Annotated in this window: 16 protein-coding genes; 9 read left to right on the top strand and 7 right to left on the bottom strand. The window is 70.2% G+C overall.

Going from position 1 to position 14,311, the window contains the following annotated elements; all coding sequences use genetic code 11:
* Nucleotides 1-41 precede the first annotated feature (41 nt).
* From ACFQSB_RS02885 to ACFQSB_RS02895, 3 genes are read left to right on the top strand one after another with little or no spacing between them, the layout of a single operon-like run.
* Nucleotides 42-596, top strand: a complete 555-nt coding sequence (locus ACFQSB_RS02885; protein WP_380824082.1) for a hypothetical protein — start codon at nt 42-44, stop codon at nt 594-596.
* On the top strand, nt 593-1,081 hold the full coding sequence (locus ACFQSB_RS02890; protein WP_354851196.1) for a hypothetical protein: 489 nt from the start codon (nt 593-595) through the stop codon (nt 1,079-1,081). Before ACFQSB_RS02885 ends, ACFQSB_RS02890 begins: the two co-directional genes overlap by 4 nt.
* Nucleotides 1,078-1,965 (top strand): GDSL-type esterase/lipase family protein, encoded by an 888-nt coding sequence (locus tag ACFQSB_RS02895; protein WP_380824083.1) that lies wholly within the window; start codon nt 1,078-1,080, stop codon nt 1,963-1,965. The genes ACFQSB_RS02890 and ACFQSB_RS02895 overlap by 4 nt, the downstream gene beginning before the upstream one ends.
* Before the next feature lie 118 nt (nt 1,966-2,083).
* On the opposite strand, the gene ACFQSB_RS02900 is transcribed toward ACFQSB_RS02895, so the two are convergent.
* The 3 genes from ACFQSB_RS02900 to ACFQSB_RS02910 form a co-directional block, all read right to left on the bottom strand.
* A complete protein-coding gene (locus ACFQSB_RS02900; RefSeq protein WP_380824084.1) occupies nt 2,084-2,809 on the bottom strand; it encodes an alpha/beta fold hydrolase in 726 nt (241 codons plus the stop codon).
* 144 nt (nt 2,810-2,953) lie between these two features.
* Nucleotides 2,954-3,703 (bottom strand): 4'-phosphopantetheinyl transferase family protein, encoded by a 750-nt coding sequence (locus ACFQSB_RS02905; protein ID WP_354851204.1) that lies wholly within the window; start codon nt 3,701-3,703, stop codon nt 2,954-2,956.
* An 18-nt stretch (nt 3,704-3,721) separates the two neighbouring features.
* On the bottom strand, nt 3,722-3,988 hold the full coding sequence (locus ACFQSB_RS02910) for a hypothetical protein (RefSeq protein WP_354851207.1): 267 nt from the start codon (nt 3,986-3,988) through the stop codon (nt 3,722-3,724).
* A 364-nt stretch (nt 3,989-4,352) separates the two neighbouring features.
* Here ACFQSB_RS02910 and ACFQSB_RS02915 point away from each other — a divergent pair, with 364 nt between their 5' ends.
* Nucleotides 4,353-5,786: a WS/DGAT/MGAT family O-acyltransferase gene (locus tag ACFQSB_RS02915; RefSeq protein WP_380824085.1), complete on the top strand. Its 1,434-nt coding sequence runs from the start codon at nt 4,353-4,355 to the stop codon at nt 5,784-5,786.
* A gap of 22 nt (nt 5,787-5,808) precedes the next feature.
* Here the strand turns inward: ACFQSB_RS02915 and ACFQSB_RS02920 are convergent, their stop codons facing one another.
* Nucleotides 5,809-6,549 (bottom strand): SDR family oxidoreductase, encoded by a 741-nt coding sequence (locus tag ACFQSB_RS02920; RefSeq protein ID WP_380824086.1) that lies wholly within the window; start codon nt 6,547-6,549, stop codon nt 5,809-5,811.
* A gap of 100 nt (nt 6,550-6,649) precedes the next feature.
* Here ACFQSB_RS02920 and ACFQSB_RS02925 point away from each other — a divergent pair, with 100 nt between their 5' ends.
* A complete protein-coding gene (locus ACFQSB_RS02925) occupies nt 6,650-7,201 on the top strand; it encodes a TetR/AcrR family transcriptional regulator (protein WP_354851216.1) in 552 nt (183 codons plus the stop codon).
* A gap of 192 nt (nt 7,202-7,393) precedes the next feature.
* Here the strand turns inward: ACFQSB_RS02925 and ACFQSB_RS02930 are convergent, their stop codons facing one another.
* Complete coding sequence (locus ACFQSB_RS02930; RefSeq protein ID WP_380824087.1) at nt 7,394-8,419, bottom strand: CU044_5270 family protein; 1,026 nt, start codon at nt 8,417-8,419, stop codon at nt 7,394-7,396.
* Entirely contained in the window at nt 8,416-9,075 is a 660-nt protein-coding gene (locus tag ACFQSB_RS02935) for an RNA polymerase sigma factor (protein WP_380824088.1), read from the bottom strand. The genes ACFQSB_RS02930 and ACFQSB_RS02935 overlap by 4 nt, the downstream gene beginning before the upstream one ends.
* A 395-nt stretch (nt 9,076-9,470) precedes the next feature.
* On the opposite strand from ACFQSB_RS02935, the gene ACFQSB_RS02940 reads away from it, so the two are divergent.
* Nucleotides 9,471-10,220 (top strand): aminoglycoside phosphotransferase family protein, encoded by a 750-nt coding sequence (locus ACFQSB_RS02940; protein ID WP_380824508.1) that lies wholly within the window; start codon nt 9,471-9,473, stop codon nt 10,218-10,220.
* 463 nt (nt 10,221-10,683) lie between these two features.
* Here the strand turns inward: ACFQSB_RS02940 and ACFQSB_RS02945 are convergent, their stop codons facing one another.
* A complete protein-coding gene (locus ACFQSB_RS02945; RefSeq protein ID WP_380824089.1) occupies nt 10,684-11,439 on the bottom strand; it encodes a GntR family transcriptional regulator in 756 nt (251 codons plus the stop codon).
* A 107-nt stretch (nt 11,440-11,546) separates the two neighbouring features.
* Between ACFQSB_RS02945 and ACFQSB_RS02950 the strand changes: the two genes are divergently transcribed.
* The 3 genes from ACFQSB_RS02950 to ACFQSB_RS02960 all read left to right on the top strand — a co-directional run bounded on the left by ACFQSB_RS02950 (nt 11,547) and on the right by ACFQSB_RS02960 (nt 14,130).
* Complete coding sequence (locus ACFQSB_RS02950) at nt 11,547-12,014, top strand: ATP-binding protein (protein WP_380824090.1); 468 nt, start codon at nt 11,547-11,549, stop codon at nt 12,012-12,014.
* Between the two features lie 262 nt (nt 12,015-12,276).
* On the top strand, nt 12,277-13,188 hold the full coding sequence (locus ACFQSB_RS02955; RefSeq protein ID WP_380824091.1) for an alpha/beta hydrolase family protein: 912 nt from the start codon (nt 12,277-12,279) through the stop codon (nt 13,186-13,188).
* A 75-nt stretch (nt 13,189-13,263) separates the two neighbouring features.
* Nucleotides 13,264-14,130 carry an LLM class flavin-dependent oxidoreductase gene (locus tag ACFQSB_RS02960; protein ID WP_380824092.1) on the top strand — a complete coding sequence of 289 codons (867 nt, stop codon included), beginning with the start codon at nt 13,264-13,266 and terminating at the stop codon, nt 14,128-14,130.
* The last annotated feature ends 181 nt before the right edge of the window (nt 14,131-14,311 follow it).

Here is a 14,311-nt window from a genome sequence, read left to right on the forward strand (position 1 = left end):
GCACGGGCAAACGGTCAACTTTCCGGGAACGAGGTTTGCGCATGGCGACCGAGGCAGTTTCCGCGGCACCCGTCAAGGGGTCGGCGCTGAACACCCGCTACCACAGGATCGCGCTGAACATCTTCGCGTTCATCGTGATCGCCCACTGGGCGGAGCACATCGCCCAGGCGATCCAGCTGTGGGTGCTCGGCTGGCCCCCCAAGCAGGCGCTCGGCGTCATCGGGTCGCTGTACCCCCCGGCCTTCACCTCCGAGTGGATGCACTACGGCTACGCGCTGGTCATGCTCATCGGCCTCATCGCCCTGAGGAAGGCCTTCACCGGCACGGCACGCACGTGGTGGAACATCTCGCTCGGCATCCAGGTGTGGCACCACTTCGAGCACCTGCTCCTGCTGGTCCAGGCGCAGACCGGATGGCACCTGGCGGGCCGGCCCGTGCCCACCAGCATCCTGCAGCTCTTCGCGCCCCGCGTTGAGCTCCACCTGTTCTACAACGCGATCGTCTTCATCCCCATGGTCGTTGCCATGGTCCGCCACCTGCGCCCGTCCCCGTCCGAGCGCGCCCAGATGGCGTGCACCTGCGCGACGCCGGCATGACGGACGGTTCCGGCGCGAAGCAGGGACGCTCCCCGGTCTTCACCGTGGCGCTGACGCTCGTGGGAGCGTTCCTGCTGTACCTCGCCGTCCCCAACATCGGCCCGGTCGTCCGCGCGGCCCGGGCCGACGGGGTTCCCGGCGTGTTCACCGCCGAGACCCTGTCGTGCATCCAGCACCCCGGCCACGAGAGCTGCTCGTGGACCGGGGAGTTCCGCTCCGACGACGGCGCCGTCCAGCGCTCCGAGGTCGTCCTCTACGGCGCCGACCGGGAGACCCTGCGGCCCGGGGAGCGCGCCCGCGCGGTCGACACCGGGCGGGCGGGCCGGGTCTACGGGCCGGGCGGGTCCCGCGAGTGGGTCTTCACCGCCCTGCTCCTGCTCGCCGGCCTGGCGATCGTCCTGTTCCCCTACGCCCGCCCGCTGCGGCGGCTGCTGCGCCCCCCGGCCCCGCGGGCGGTGCCCGTGGGCGGCGGCCCCGGCCGGTGACCCACCCGCCGGCGCCGCCGTCCCTCCCGCCGGCGCCGCTGCCGCCCCTGCCGGGACGGGAGCCGGCCGTCCCGCACGTGATGATCGTGGGCGACTCCATCAGCCAGGGTCGCGAGGGCGACCGCACCTGGCGCTACCGGCTGTGGCGGACCCTGGTCGACCAGGGGACCGCCGTGCGCTTCGTCGGGCCGTGGAAGGGCACCTGGGTGCCCTCCGCGGTCTGGCCGGCCGAAGCCCCCGCCCAGCCCGCCCGTCCGGACAGCGGCCCAGCCCATCCGGACGACGGCCCCGCCCGCCGGGGTGACGGGCCCGCCCGTCCGGGCGGCCCGGACGACCCGGCGTACGCGGGCTCCTACCGGCGGGGCGTCCATTTCCCGGCGTGCCGCCACTACGCGAGCTGGGGCCGGCTGCTGCACGAGGCCAAGGACAACATCGAGGACGCGGTCGCCGCCCACGGACCGGGCTGGCTGATGGTCGCGCTGGGCTTCAACGACCTGGCGTGGGGCGTCTCGGGCCCAGGCCGGCTGCTCGCCGACATGGAGACCTTCGTCCTGCGCGCCCGTGCGGCCGATCCCGCTGTTCAGTTGTTGATCGGCAATGTCGTGCACCGCACGCCGCTGAGCGGCCTGCCCGATCTGGCCCGCGACACCGACTCCTACAACCGGGAGCTGCCGGGGCTGCTCGCCGCGCTGTCGACGGACCGGTCGAGGGCGGTGCCGGTCGATCTGGCCGGCGTCTACGACCCCCACCGCGACTCCTACGACGGCGTCCATCCGAACGACTCCGGTGAGGCGAGGATAGCCGCGGCGTTCGCCGCCGCCTTCGCCCCCGCGCTCGTGCATGCGGGGGGCGGCGTCTCCGGCCGGGTCCCCGCGCTCGGCTGAGGAGGACGGGCCGGCCGTCGTGCCGCGCTGATCTGCCGGGCCGGCGCCTTGCGGCCGGGTTGTGCGGCCGGCTTACGCGATCGCCTCGGGGGCCGGACGCGCCGGGCGGCGGTGGAGGTCACACGCGCTCGGCGGCGATGGAGGTCAGCAGCGAGACGAGCCGGTCAGGGGCCGACACCATCGGCCAGTGGCCGGTGTCGAGGGTGTGGAAGGTCCAGTTGGGCACGGCCCGCATGGCGGCGACGTCCTCGGAGACGCGCCCGTCGAAGTGCTCCTTGGAGCAGACGATGTAGCTCGCCCGCTGGTGCTCCAGCGGGCGGGTCAGGACGGCGGGCTCCGAGAGGGTGTGCCCGGGGTGGCCGACGAAGCGCTCGACCAGCCACTGCGCCTGGCGGGTGGACAGATCTTGCCCCTCGGCGACGATCGTGACGTCCGGGATCGGCCAGCGGCCGCTGTTCTCGGCGATCAGCCGCAGCTCCCCGGCGCGCACGCGCTCGGGGAAGGCGTGCAGCATCGACTTGCCGTCGTGCGGCAGGAATCCCTCGACGAACACCGTGCGGCTCACGCGCTCGGGCGCGCGGTCGGCCACCTGGCCGGCGACGATGCCCGAGTAGCTGTGCCCGACCACGATGACGTCGCGCAGATCGTGTTTCTCCATCAGGGTGAGCACGTCGTCGACGTGGGTGGCGAGGCCGACGGTGGAAACGTCGGCCTCGGGGTCGACCAATCCGGAAAGTGTGATCGCATGGACGTCATGGCCGAGCGTGCGCAGCCCGCGGGTCACCGGCTCCCAGACCCACGCGCCCGTCCACGGACCGGGAATCAGGATAATTGGATTTTTCACGGCAGGTCAGCTTCCTCTCCTTTACGGCTGGACTGCCTGAACGGTACGGAATTCGGACCTGGCGGGGCTTTTAGTATGCGGGCCGGGGCGACATGAATATCCGTAGTTATTGAACAGTCTCGTGCCGGATGGCGTCAACGGTGGTCAGGCGGCCACGGGGACCGCGGCGGACGGGCGAAGGGCGGCGGCGTCCCACTCGGACACCTTGATCGGCTGCGCGTCACCGAGGACGGCGACCACACCGGCGTAACCGTCACCGGGATAGATCGTGCGCATTTGAACGGTGTGCGGGGGAATGTCCAGCGGCCAGCTCAACAGCGCGGGCTCCTGCGACGGCGCGCTCACCTCGACCTTGTGCGGCGAGATCCGCAGGCCGTGGCCGGTGGCCTTGAGCACCGCCTCCTTGCACACCCACATACGGGCGAATCCGGCCTGCTGATGACGGTCGGGAAGGGTCTTCAGCACTTCCTGCTCGTCTCGCGACAGTGCGCATCCCACCAGCTCGCTGACCGGGGCGGTCGGCACCTGCTCGACGTCGACGCCCACGGGCCCGGCGGTGGTCAGGGCCACCGCGACGCGGTTGCCCGAGTGGGAGATCGAGGCGTGCAGCCCGTCGTCGGTCAGGATGTAGGGGCGGCCGTGCGGCTTGTCGCAGCTCATGCAGCGCCGCTCGATGGGCACCCGCTCGGGCGCGATGTCGAGCTGGGCGCCGGCGGCGGTGCGCAGCAGCCAGGCGGCGGTCACGAACCTCTGGCGGTCCTGCTCGCGCCGGTAGGCGGCGGCCCGCTTCAGCTCGGTGCCGTTCAGCACGCCGACCATGGACTCGAGCGCGTAGTCCTGCGGGTCGGCCCACCAGATCTGGCAGTCGACGGTCCGGAGAGCGATGGCGTTCATAAGCGTGTCCTCCTCGGGTTAGGGGCGGCCGTTGGTCAGGGTCCGGCAGGTCACCAGTTCCCAGTCGCTTACTTCGGGGTTGGTCAGGATCTGCGTCACCTCCGCGCGGATCTGCGCGTCGGTGGTCTCCTCATCGGTCTGCACGCGGATGGCGATGTCGCCGGTGACGTTCTTGAGGTCCTTTCGCCATTTCCTCGGGAGCAGGGCCAGGATTCTGATTCCGTCGACCGGCGAGTTCGGAAGCGGATCGCCGGCGGTCCTGCGGATGGTCAATTCGACGAGCATGTGGTCACCTCAGTCCCAGGTCGTGCCCGGCGTGACCGGCGCATGGCCCGGCGCGGCCCGGGTGAACGACATTTCGAATTCGGCCCGGCCGTTGTTCTCGCTTCGCATTTCGATCCCTTTTCTGTCGGCTGTGTGTTTTCTTCTCGCACAACCAACTCTGCGGGATCGGCGTCCGCCGGAACAGAAGAAGCGAAGTCAGCAAGCTGCAGGGTGGTTGCAGCTTCCTGCCACCCTTCCCGCGCCCCTCGCGAACGGCCTGCTCAGGCGGGGCGGTGCGCGGCAGGAGGGGCACCATGCCGGTGGAGGCGGCGGGCTGATAGAACGGAGACGCCCCGCACCGCCCGGCCCGGAGGAGGTGGACCCCTTGCGGCAGCTCAGCGCCCTCGACGCGCAGTTCCTCGCCTTCGAGACCGACACCAACGTCGCCAACGTGGCCGGCCTGTCGATCCTGGAAGGGCCGATCAGCCGGGAGGAGCTGCTGGGCCTGGTCGAGGAGCGGTCGGAGCTGGTCCCGCCGCTGCGGCAGCGCATCATGCGGGTGCCGTTCAACCTCGACCACCCCTACTGGGTGCAGGACGACACGCTCGACCTGGACTACCACGTGCGCGAGCTGGCCCTGCCCGCCCCCGGCACCGACCGGCAGCTCGCCGCGCAGGTGGCCCGGCTGCACGCCCGGCGCCTGGACCGGCGGCACCCGCTGTGGGAGATGTACCTCATCCACGGCCTCAAGGGCGGCCGCACCGCGCTGTACACCAAGCTGCACCACGCCGCGATCGACGGCATGGGCGGGGCGGACGTGCTGGCCGCCTTCATGGACCTGGAGCCCAACCCCAGGCCCCGCCCCCGCCCGGCCCCGGCCGAGCCCGAGCTCGCGCCCGAGACGGCGCAGATGCTGCTCAGGACCGCCGCCCGGCTGGCCGCCAACCCGGCCCACCTGCTGAGGTTCCTCGCCGAGGCGGCGCCCTACCTGGACGAGATCCCGCTCATCTCCCGGATCCCCGGCGCGGGCACCGTGTCGCGGGTCACCCGCCGGCTGGCCCGCGAGCTCGGCATCAGCGACGGGCAGGTGGTCCCCGAGCTGCCCAAGCTGGTCGTGCCGCGCACGCCGTTCAACGGCCCCGTCTCGGCGCACCGCCGCTTCGCCTTCGTGGAGCTGCCCCTCGACGAGGTGAAGAAGGTCAAGAACGCCTTCGGCGTCACGGTCAACGACGTCGTGATGACGCTGGCCGCCACGGCGGTGCGGCGCTGGCTGGTCGCCCATGACGCGCTGCCGGAGGACCCGCTGGTCGCCGGCGTGCCGTTCTCGCTGCGCGGCGTCGAGGGCACCGAGCCGGGCAACCAGGTCACCCTCATGATCACCTCGCTGGACACGCACATCGACGACCCGCGCGAGCGGCTGTTCGCCGTGCGCGACTCCATGCAGCGCATCAAGGACCGCTTCAGCCTGTCACCGGCGCGCTGGCTGCGCCACCTGAGCGAGAGCATGCCCGCCGCCCTCACCGGCCTGGCCGAACGCGCCGCCTTCGGCCTGGCCGCGCAGACCTCGCCGCCGGTGAACCTGCTGATCTCCAACGTCCCCGGCCCGCAGATCCCGCTGTACATATGCGGGCGGCGTCTGCTCGCCCAGTACCCGGTCTCCGTGGTGACCGACGCCAGCGGCGGCCTCAACATCACCGCCCTGTCCTACAACGGCCAGGTAGCCATCGGCATCATCGCCGACCGCACCATGGTCCCCGACATCTGGAAACTCCCCACCCACCTCCGCGAATCCCTCGACGAACTCATGTCCCTCACCTGAACTCCCGCTGCGGCGGGCCGGCTCAGTTCTGGGTCGTCGGGCGGATGACGATCTCGCCGATCTCCACCTCACGCGGCTGTTCGATGGCGAAGGCGACGGCGCGGGCGACGGCTTCCGGCGCGATGGCGTACTGGTTCATGTTGCGGAGGATCTCCTCACGGACCTCGGGGTCGTCGATGGAGTCGGCGAGTTCCGTACGCACGTAGCCCGGCGAGACCGCCGTCGTCCGCAGCACGCCGTCGGTCGACTCCTGCCGCAGCCCTTCCAGGAGGGTACGCACGGCGTTCTTGGTCGCGGCGTAGACCGCCATCGTGGGCGTGATCTTCAGCCCGGCGGTCGACACCGTGGTCACCAGGTGGCCCTGCCCCTGCTCGCGGAAGACCGGCAGCGCGGCGGCGATGCCGTACAGCACGCCGCGCAGGTTGACATCGATCATCGCCGACCAGCCGGCCACGTCGAGGTCGGCCACGGGGCCGATCTTGCTGATGCCGGCGTTGCCCACCAGCACGTCGAGCCGCCCGAACTCCGTCACGGCCAGTCCGACGAGCCGTTCGAGGTCCTCGCGCGCGGTGACGTCCACGGCGCGGGTGACGGCGCGCCCGCCGCGGTCGCGGATCTGGCGGGCGATCTCGTCGAGCCGCTCCGTTCGCCGTGCGCCGAGCACGACGGCGGCGCCCCGCTCGGCGAGCAGGCGCGCGGTGGCCTCGCCGATCCCGCTGCTCGCCCCGGTGATGGCCACGACCTTGCCCTCGATGGCTGACATGGGATCTCCTTCACAGTAAAGTGGACACGTGTCCGCTTGGGTCTGCCACCACCGTACCGGACATGTGTCCACTTAGTTCGACCCGCCCTGCGGAGGACCGATGAACGAACCCCGCCGCCGAGCCGACGCCACCGAGAACCGGGTACGGATCCTCCAGGCCGCACGAGAGGTCATCGCGAACGCGGACGAGGTGAGGCTCAACGAGATCGCCAAGCGGGCGGGCGTCGGCCAGGGCACCCTCTACCGTCATTTCCCGACCCGTGAGGCCCTGCTCGCCGAGGTCTACCGCAACGACGTAGACGCCCTCGTGTCCGCCGCGCCCGCACTGCTCGCCGAGCATGCGCCGCTGCCCGCTCTGGCCCGCTGGCTGGACCGGGTGGCCGAGTACGCGAAGGTCAAGCGCGGGGTGTTCGCGGCCGTCGAGGTGGGGGTGTGGCGGGATCTGTCCGCGCACAGCCTCGGCCCGATCGGGGAGGCGCTGACCCTGCTTCTCGACGCGGGCAAAGCCGATGACGTCATCCGCCCCGACGTGGACGCCCGCGACGTGATCCTCCTCATCGGCTACCTGACCCGCCTGGAGCCCGAGGAGTGGGACGCCCGCGCCCACCACCTCCTGGAGGTCATCCTCAACGGCCTGCGCCCTCACACCTGAGCGGCTTCACCGCCGAGCGCGCTCCGCGCCGCCTCCCGGATCGGCGGCCCCCTCCGCCAAGGCGGCGAAACGCTCCTACGTGTTGTTTCCCTTGAGTTCGCAAATCGTCGGCCGAGCGCCAAGCGAGGGAGAAACGCCAAGCCTTTCGGTCCCCGCGCTGATCGGCGCGTAGGGTCTTCCGGCCGCCACCGGTCAGGAGACGTGCCCCACGCCGGCCGCCAGTCCGCTTGTGACGTCCCCCGCGTGGTCCACGATGCCGTCGGCGAGTCGAGCGACCGAGTAGACCACTTCCCCTTTCGAGAACGTCCGGCCGCCCGGTACTCGCTTCTCACTCAGGTAGAGGCCGCGCAGCCCGAGGAAAGCGTACGTGTTCGGGTCGATGATGATCTCGCGGCGGAATCCCTCCTCATCCGTGTAGATCCCGATCCCCTCCCGGCCCACGAGATCGCGCACCTTGTCCTCCACCCCGACGCCGTCCAGTCGCGAGATGACGGTGTAGAGGGCGGCGCGCAAGCGGGGCGGAGGGGTGACACCTTGGAGGAGGAGTTGAACCTGGTGGAACACCGCGACCGTCTCCAACCGGCGGGTACCACTTGTGCTGTCGTCCTTTTTCAGGCGTTCGAGCAGGGCGGACGGCTCCAGGGGAAGCGAGCGCAGGTAAGCGGGGCCGAGCTGCTGCGGGTTGCGTTTCCGCTCATTCACGGTCGCCGTGACCAACCTGCCGTTTCCAAGACGATGCGCCGTCTTCTTTCCGTCGCCCCGGGCCCACAGTTCCACTGTGTATCGTGATCCGATCTTTCCTCCGCCGATCGGCGCGACCTTCGACTTGGCCATCGTCTGCGGATCGGTGTAGATGGTGTTCTTGACGTAGATCCACTGATCGGCCCGGGGGTAGACGTCCGCGGCTTTCGCCGCCGCCTCGGTCGCCCGCTTGGCGAGGGTCTCCGCGTTCGCCGCGGGCAGCCATGCCGGGGCGCCGATGGTTCCCCTCCTCCCGCCGTCCGCACCGAGGTTCTGCGCCACCGCGACGCTTGTGGTGATCGCGACGCCGAGGGCGCCGACCGCCGCCACGCGCAGTGCCGTACGGGGGACCGCCCTGCGAACCCGGGGCCGGCGGGCCATTGAGGCCAGCACTCGCCGGCGTACGGCGCGCAGATCCTTCTCTTCGGTCTGCCGCACCTGTGAGCGCAGGTCGCGGACGATGTCCAGGTCGTTCATCGGGCCTCCTCCATCGCTTCTGTGGGGTTGCTGCCGCCCAGAGCGTGGGCGACCTTGCGGCGGGCGCGGGACAGGCGGGAGCGTACGGTGCCGACGGGTACATTGAGCGCCTGCGCGGTCTCCTCATAGGTGAGGTCGCCCCAGGCGATCAGCAGCAGCACGTGACGCTCCCCCTGTCCGAGCCGGGCCAGCGCGGCGGCGAGCCGTTTGCGGATGGCCGAGGCCGTGACCTCGGCGACCACCCGCTCGTCGAAGGCCACCAGCACGGGGTCCTCACCGGTGCGGGCAAGCGCCCGGTACCCCCGTACCTCAGCCCTCCGATGAGTGCCGATGATGTTGGTGGCGATCCCGTACAGCCAAGGCAGCGCGTCGGCGCGATGGATGGCGTACTTGTGCCGCTTCTCGAACGCTCTCGTGAACGTCTCGGCGACCACGTCCTCGGCGTGGTCGGGCCCGAGGCGCCGCACGACGTAGCGGTGCAGCACAGCGGCGTGCCGGTCGAACAGCTCGGCGAACCGCTCCGGCTCTCGGAGCGACGCTTGGATGACCCCCGAGTCCGACTCAGGCGTATGTTCGCGTATTCGTGGCCGTGCCGGTGCCGTCATGTTCAGCGTCAGGCCCCGGAAGGCCGGCTCCTCGTGGGGAATTGATGTCACGACCGTACTTATCCGGATGCCTACAAAGGGTTCCAAACCGACTATGGCGGTGCCCGAGAAGGTCTCATGCCCACGGTCGACGCCATCATCGCTACGGCCGCAGGCGCACGCTCGATCTGCTCAAGATCGAGCGTGCGGGATCGAACCGACCAGGTCACGAACTCGCCGACACTCTCATTCCGCTCAGCCGCCTTCGCCTTGGCGGTGGGAACCGCGAGATAGGCGTGAGTCGGCATCTCCAACGTCCCCGGCCCGCAGATCCCGCTGTACGTGTGCGGGAGGATGAGGTGAGACCGGCGGTCGAGACGTCAGAGACGAACGCGACCGGTCCCTCGCCGACGTCGGCCAGATCGGGGAAACCTGTGGGGCGCCAGAGAAGCACGCATTCGGTGGAGATGCACGGCGACGTTGTGGTCAAGCGCTTCCGCCGGTCGGACCACGATCGTCCCGGACGCGAATGGCGGGCGTTGACGTTGCTCGACCGGCACGCGCCCGGGGTGGCGCCCGCGCCGCTGACCGCCGACTTGGACGCGCATCCACCGATCGTGGTGATGTCGCGGCTGGCCGGTACGGTCTTGGACGGGCCGATCACGGGACGTGTGGCCGACGCGCTGGCGGACGCTGTCACGAAGGTTCAGGAGGCGATCCCCAGGCGAGTGCTGGATCGTGTGCCCGCTCGTGCCGGGCATCCGGTCGAACTCCTCCAGCAGGTGCGCGAATCGTCGGCCGTGATGCCGCCTTCCAACGAGAGTGCGCTGGTCGCTGAGGCGTTCCGCGTGGCCGCGGACTGGGTCGGACGGCCGATGCTGGACAGATCGTTCGCGCAGCCGATCGACGGGACGTTCGGCACCGGCGACGGGAATCTGGCCAACTACCTGTGGGACGGAACCGACGTCCGTGTCGTCGATTTCGAGTACTCCGGACGCAGTGACCGCGCCTTCGAACTCGCCGAGATCTGCGAGCACATCTCGGTCTGGGCCAACGACCCGGCGGGCCTGACAGCGGTGCTGGGGCGGTTCGAACTGGGCGGGTCCGAGGCCGCCAGGCTCACAGATTGCCGCCGGCTCCTCAGGCTGTACTGGTTGCTGCGGTCGCACGGTCAACCGCGCGACGATCAGGCGAGCCGCCTGCTGGCCCTCCTGTAGCCACCCGAGACGACTGCTACCCACCCGCGGCACGTGTCCGAAAGAGGCCGTCAAGCCTCGGTGGATGAGAATGATTATTCGATGACTCAGGCTCAACCCGGCCGGCCAACTCACCGAAACCACGTCACGTCGTCCACAATCGAGGCGGCGCCGCCGCGTGTGAACTGCAAGCGGGATGAAATGGCTCGATCGTTTACCTGTCGGTCCGCTCCCGGTTCTCGATGTGGGGGTGTGGCAGGACTTGTCTGCGCAAGCCTCGGCCCTATCGGAGAGGCGCTGACCATGCTCCTCGACGCGGGCAAGGCAGAGGGCGTCATCCGCTCCGATATGGACGCCCGCGACGCTCCGCGCCGATTTCCCAAATCGGCAGCACTCTCCGCCAAGGCGGCTAAGCGCTCGTACGCGTGGTTTCTCCTGAGTTCGCAACTCGTCGGCCGAGCACGAAGCGGGCGCAGCAGGGGATTCAGAGAGTGATGCGGTCGACGCGAACTGCGCGGTCGCCGGGGAGGACGATGGGGTCGGCGACTTCGACCACGCGGCCGCTCGCGAGCATCTGGCGGGTGATGGCGAACACCGGTATGCCGGAGCCGATGCCGAGCACCTCGGCTTCCTCGGGGGTCGGCATGCGGACCGCCGTCTCTTCCACGATGTCGTCGACGTCGATTCCGAGCGTACGCAACTGCGCGATGTTGCCGCCCGGCCAAGGCTCGTTATCCGGGTTGGCGACCGGCGTCGCCTCGACATCGGACGCCAGGAGGCAGGTCCGGGAAATTTGCGAGGGGACGTCGGCGGCGTAGAACACAAAGCGGCGTTCCAGGACTCGGGCGCCTACTTCGACATTGAACAGGGTGGCCAGGCGCCCGTCGGCCGAGATCCAGCGGAACGCCTTGTCGAGCCGATACTGGGTCCACGTGATGCCCTGGTCCTGGGTGAAGCTCGTCCGTGGCACGGTCTGCGCGCCGGCGTCGGCCAGGTAACGCTCCATGGAGACGCGCCGAACCGGCGGCCGCTCGCGCACGAAGGTGCCCGCCCCGCGACGGGATTCGACCAGGCCTTCATTGCGCAGCAGGTCCAGCGCACGCCTGATGAGGATCTCGGAGACGTCGTGCTCTTCGGCCAAGACGCGATGCGCGGGTAGGCGGGCGCCCGGCGCGAGATCGCCGTTGCGTATCCGTTGACGCAGGTGATCAGCGATTCGCAGGTAGGCGTGCTCGGTCACATGCCGTCCTAGTTTCGAGATTGGCTTGACAGGAGCGTACACGGGCGGGCAACTTCGTATACGAACTGTGCTGTCACGTATACGTTCTGTAGTCGACTGGAGTGTCGATGACCGTCCCCTGCGATCCGACGCATCACGTCCGACCTGCTCACGCCTTGGGTGATGAGCGTGGTGCGCGCCTCGAGCCGACTTCGGCGACGCGCGAGAACGCCTGGAGTCTGGAGGCCGGTCCAGGGTCCGTGGCCCAAGCGCGGGCCCTCGTCCGAGATGCCGTGGTCGGGTGGGGCCTGTCCGAGCTCGCGGACGAGGCGGTGCTCATCGTCAGCGAGCTGTGCACCAACGCGGTCCGGCACGGTCGCCCTCCGGTCACCCTTGTGCTGCGCGCCTCTGGCCGGTGCCTCGGGGGAGAGGTCGCCGACCACGGAGAGAGCTTCGCCATTCCTCGACCTCGGGCGAGTGACGAAGACGAGGGTGGCCGGGGGTTGCAGATCGTTGAGCACCTGACCGACGAATGGGGAGTGGATTCCGGCGTGCATGGCGTCGGGAAAGCCGTGTGGTGGAGGAGGTGTCGCTGATCGCGAACGGCCTGCACGCCGCGTGGCCCGAAGCGCCATGGTCTCCGATGTGGGGGGAGTCCCGCCGGGCCGCGAGAGGCCCTCGACGAACTCATGGCAACGGTCGTGCGGCTGACCTCCGCGAGGCTCGGCTTGCTAAGGGGAACGGTGTTCCGTATGTTGGGTAGCGGAACATGGATCCGTTTGTTGGCGATGCCAGGACGGGTGCCCCGTGGTCTGGCCGTTTGTGGCCGTTCGTGTCGCCTTTTCAGGAGAAACACCCATGAACCAGCTCGATGGAGTCGTCATCTCGGTGCGTCCGGTGGTGCTGCCCGCCTCGGAGCGCGGCGCGGATCTGCAGGTGCGGGTGTCGGCCCCGGTGGCCGGCGGTGACCTGCCCGTCATCGTGTTCTCGCACGGGTTCGGCCAGTCGATGGACGGCTATGCTCCGCTGGTCGACTTCTGGGCCGCTCGCGGGTTCGTGGTCGTCCAGCCCACCCACCTCGACTCGCGGACGCTGGACGTCACGCCGGACGACCCTCGCCACCCGGAGATCTGGCGGTTCCGGGTGCGGGACCTGACGTGCGTCCTCGACCACCTGGATCTCGTCGAGGCCTCGGTCCCCGGCCTCGCGGGACGGATCGACCGCGGCCGCATCGCGGTCGCCGGGCACTCCTGGGGCGCGCAGACGGCGAGCATGCTGCTGGGCGCGCGGGTCCTGGACGCCGAGGGCGCGCCCGGCGAGGACATGTCCGACCCCCGGATCAGGGCCGGTGTGCTGCTCGCCGTGCCGGGGACGGGCGGCGCCGACCTGACGCCGTTCGCCGCCGAGCACTTCTCCTTCATGAACCCGGACTTCACACAGATGACCCCGCCGGCCCTGGTGGTCGCGGGGGACAAGGACCAGTCCGCCCTGAGCGTCCGGGGCCCGGAGTGGTTCACGGACGCCTATTACCTGAGCCCGGGCGCCAAGAGCCTGCTCACCCTGTTCGGGGCGGAGCACTCGCTGGGCGGGGTCGCCGGCCACGCCGTCACGGAGACGACGGACGAGAGCCCCGAACGGGTTGCCCTGATCCAGCGGCTCACGTCGGCCTTCCTGCGCAGCATGCTCTACCCGGCGGACGACGGCTGGTCCGTGGTGAGCGCCGAGCCGGCGCGGAGCACCGATGCCGTGGGCCGTGTCGAATCCAAGTGACGTTCCGGGATGCTCGCCGCCGTCGTCGGACGACGGGCGGCAGGCCTTCTGCCAGCAGAGAGGATCCACGGCACCATGCCCAGCTTCGGCATCATGACCGCCCCCATGCAGGTCGGCTACCACGACGTCCTTCGGGTGTGGCGGGAGGCGGACGCCATTCCCGAGATCGAGCACGCGTGGTTGTTCGACCACCTCCTGCCGATCGCCGGCGAGCTGAACGGACCGGCGTACGAGGGCTGGACGCTGCTGTCGGCGCTCGCTGCGCAGACCCGGCGGCTGCGTCTCGGACTGCTGGTGACCAGCAACCGGTTCCGGCCGCCCGCGATGCTGGCCAAGATCGCCGCGACGGTCGACGTCGTCTCCGGCGGGCGGCTCGACTTCGGCATCGGCGCGGGCTCACGTCCGGACCACCCGCTGGCCCGCCGGGAGTACGAGGCGCACGGCCTGCCCTTCCACGACTTCGCCCACTCGGTGGGCAGCCTCGCCGAGGCGTGCACCGTCATCCGCCGGATGTGGACCGCGACCGAGCCGTTCGACTTCGACGGCGCCTACGTCCGGCTCACCGGCGCCTTCTGCAACCCCAAGCCGGTCCAGCGGCCCGGTCCGCCGATCGTGATCGGCGGACGCTCGTCCGCGACGCTGCGCGTGGTCGCCGAGCACGCCGACGTGTGGAACATCCCCGGTGGAGACGCCAGAGACATCGACGACGTCGCCGGCCGCAGCGCCCTGCTGGACCGCTACTGCGCCGAGATCGGCCGCGACCCCGCCTCCATCACCCGGTCGATTCACCTGCCGGTCTCCTACGACCGGCCACAGGCGACGCGGGAGGCGATCGGCGAGGCGGTCGCCGCCGGCTTCCAGCACGTCGTCCTCGGCCTGTCCGCCCCTTACCCCGCCGGCGTCGCACGCTGGGTCGCCGACGAGCTCGTCACGGCGCGGTGAGCCGGAGGGGCCGGTGGGCCGCCCATGGGGAGCATCGGCCCATCCTGCCGGCGCGGGCGGTGGCTTCGGCGCCGTACGCCTGTCGGAGGACGGGGATCCATCCACCAATCCCAACCGGTTCGAGGGACGAATAAGGACCGCGCCGGCTGAGACGCCGGACGCGCGGACCGAGAAGGGAGTC

Source organism: Sphaerisporangium rhizosphaerae (assembly GCF_042665155.1).
Lineage (GTDB): Bacteria > Actinomycetota > Actinomycetes > Streptosporangiales > Streptosporangiaceae > Sphaerisporangium > Sphaerisporangium rhizosphaerae.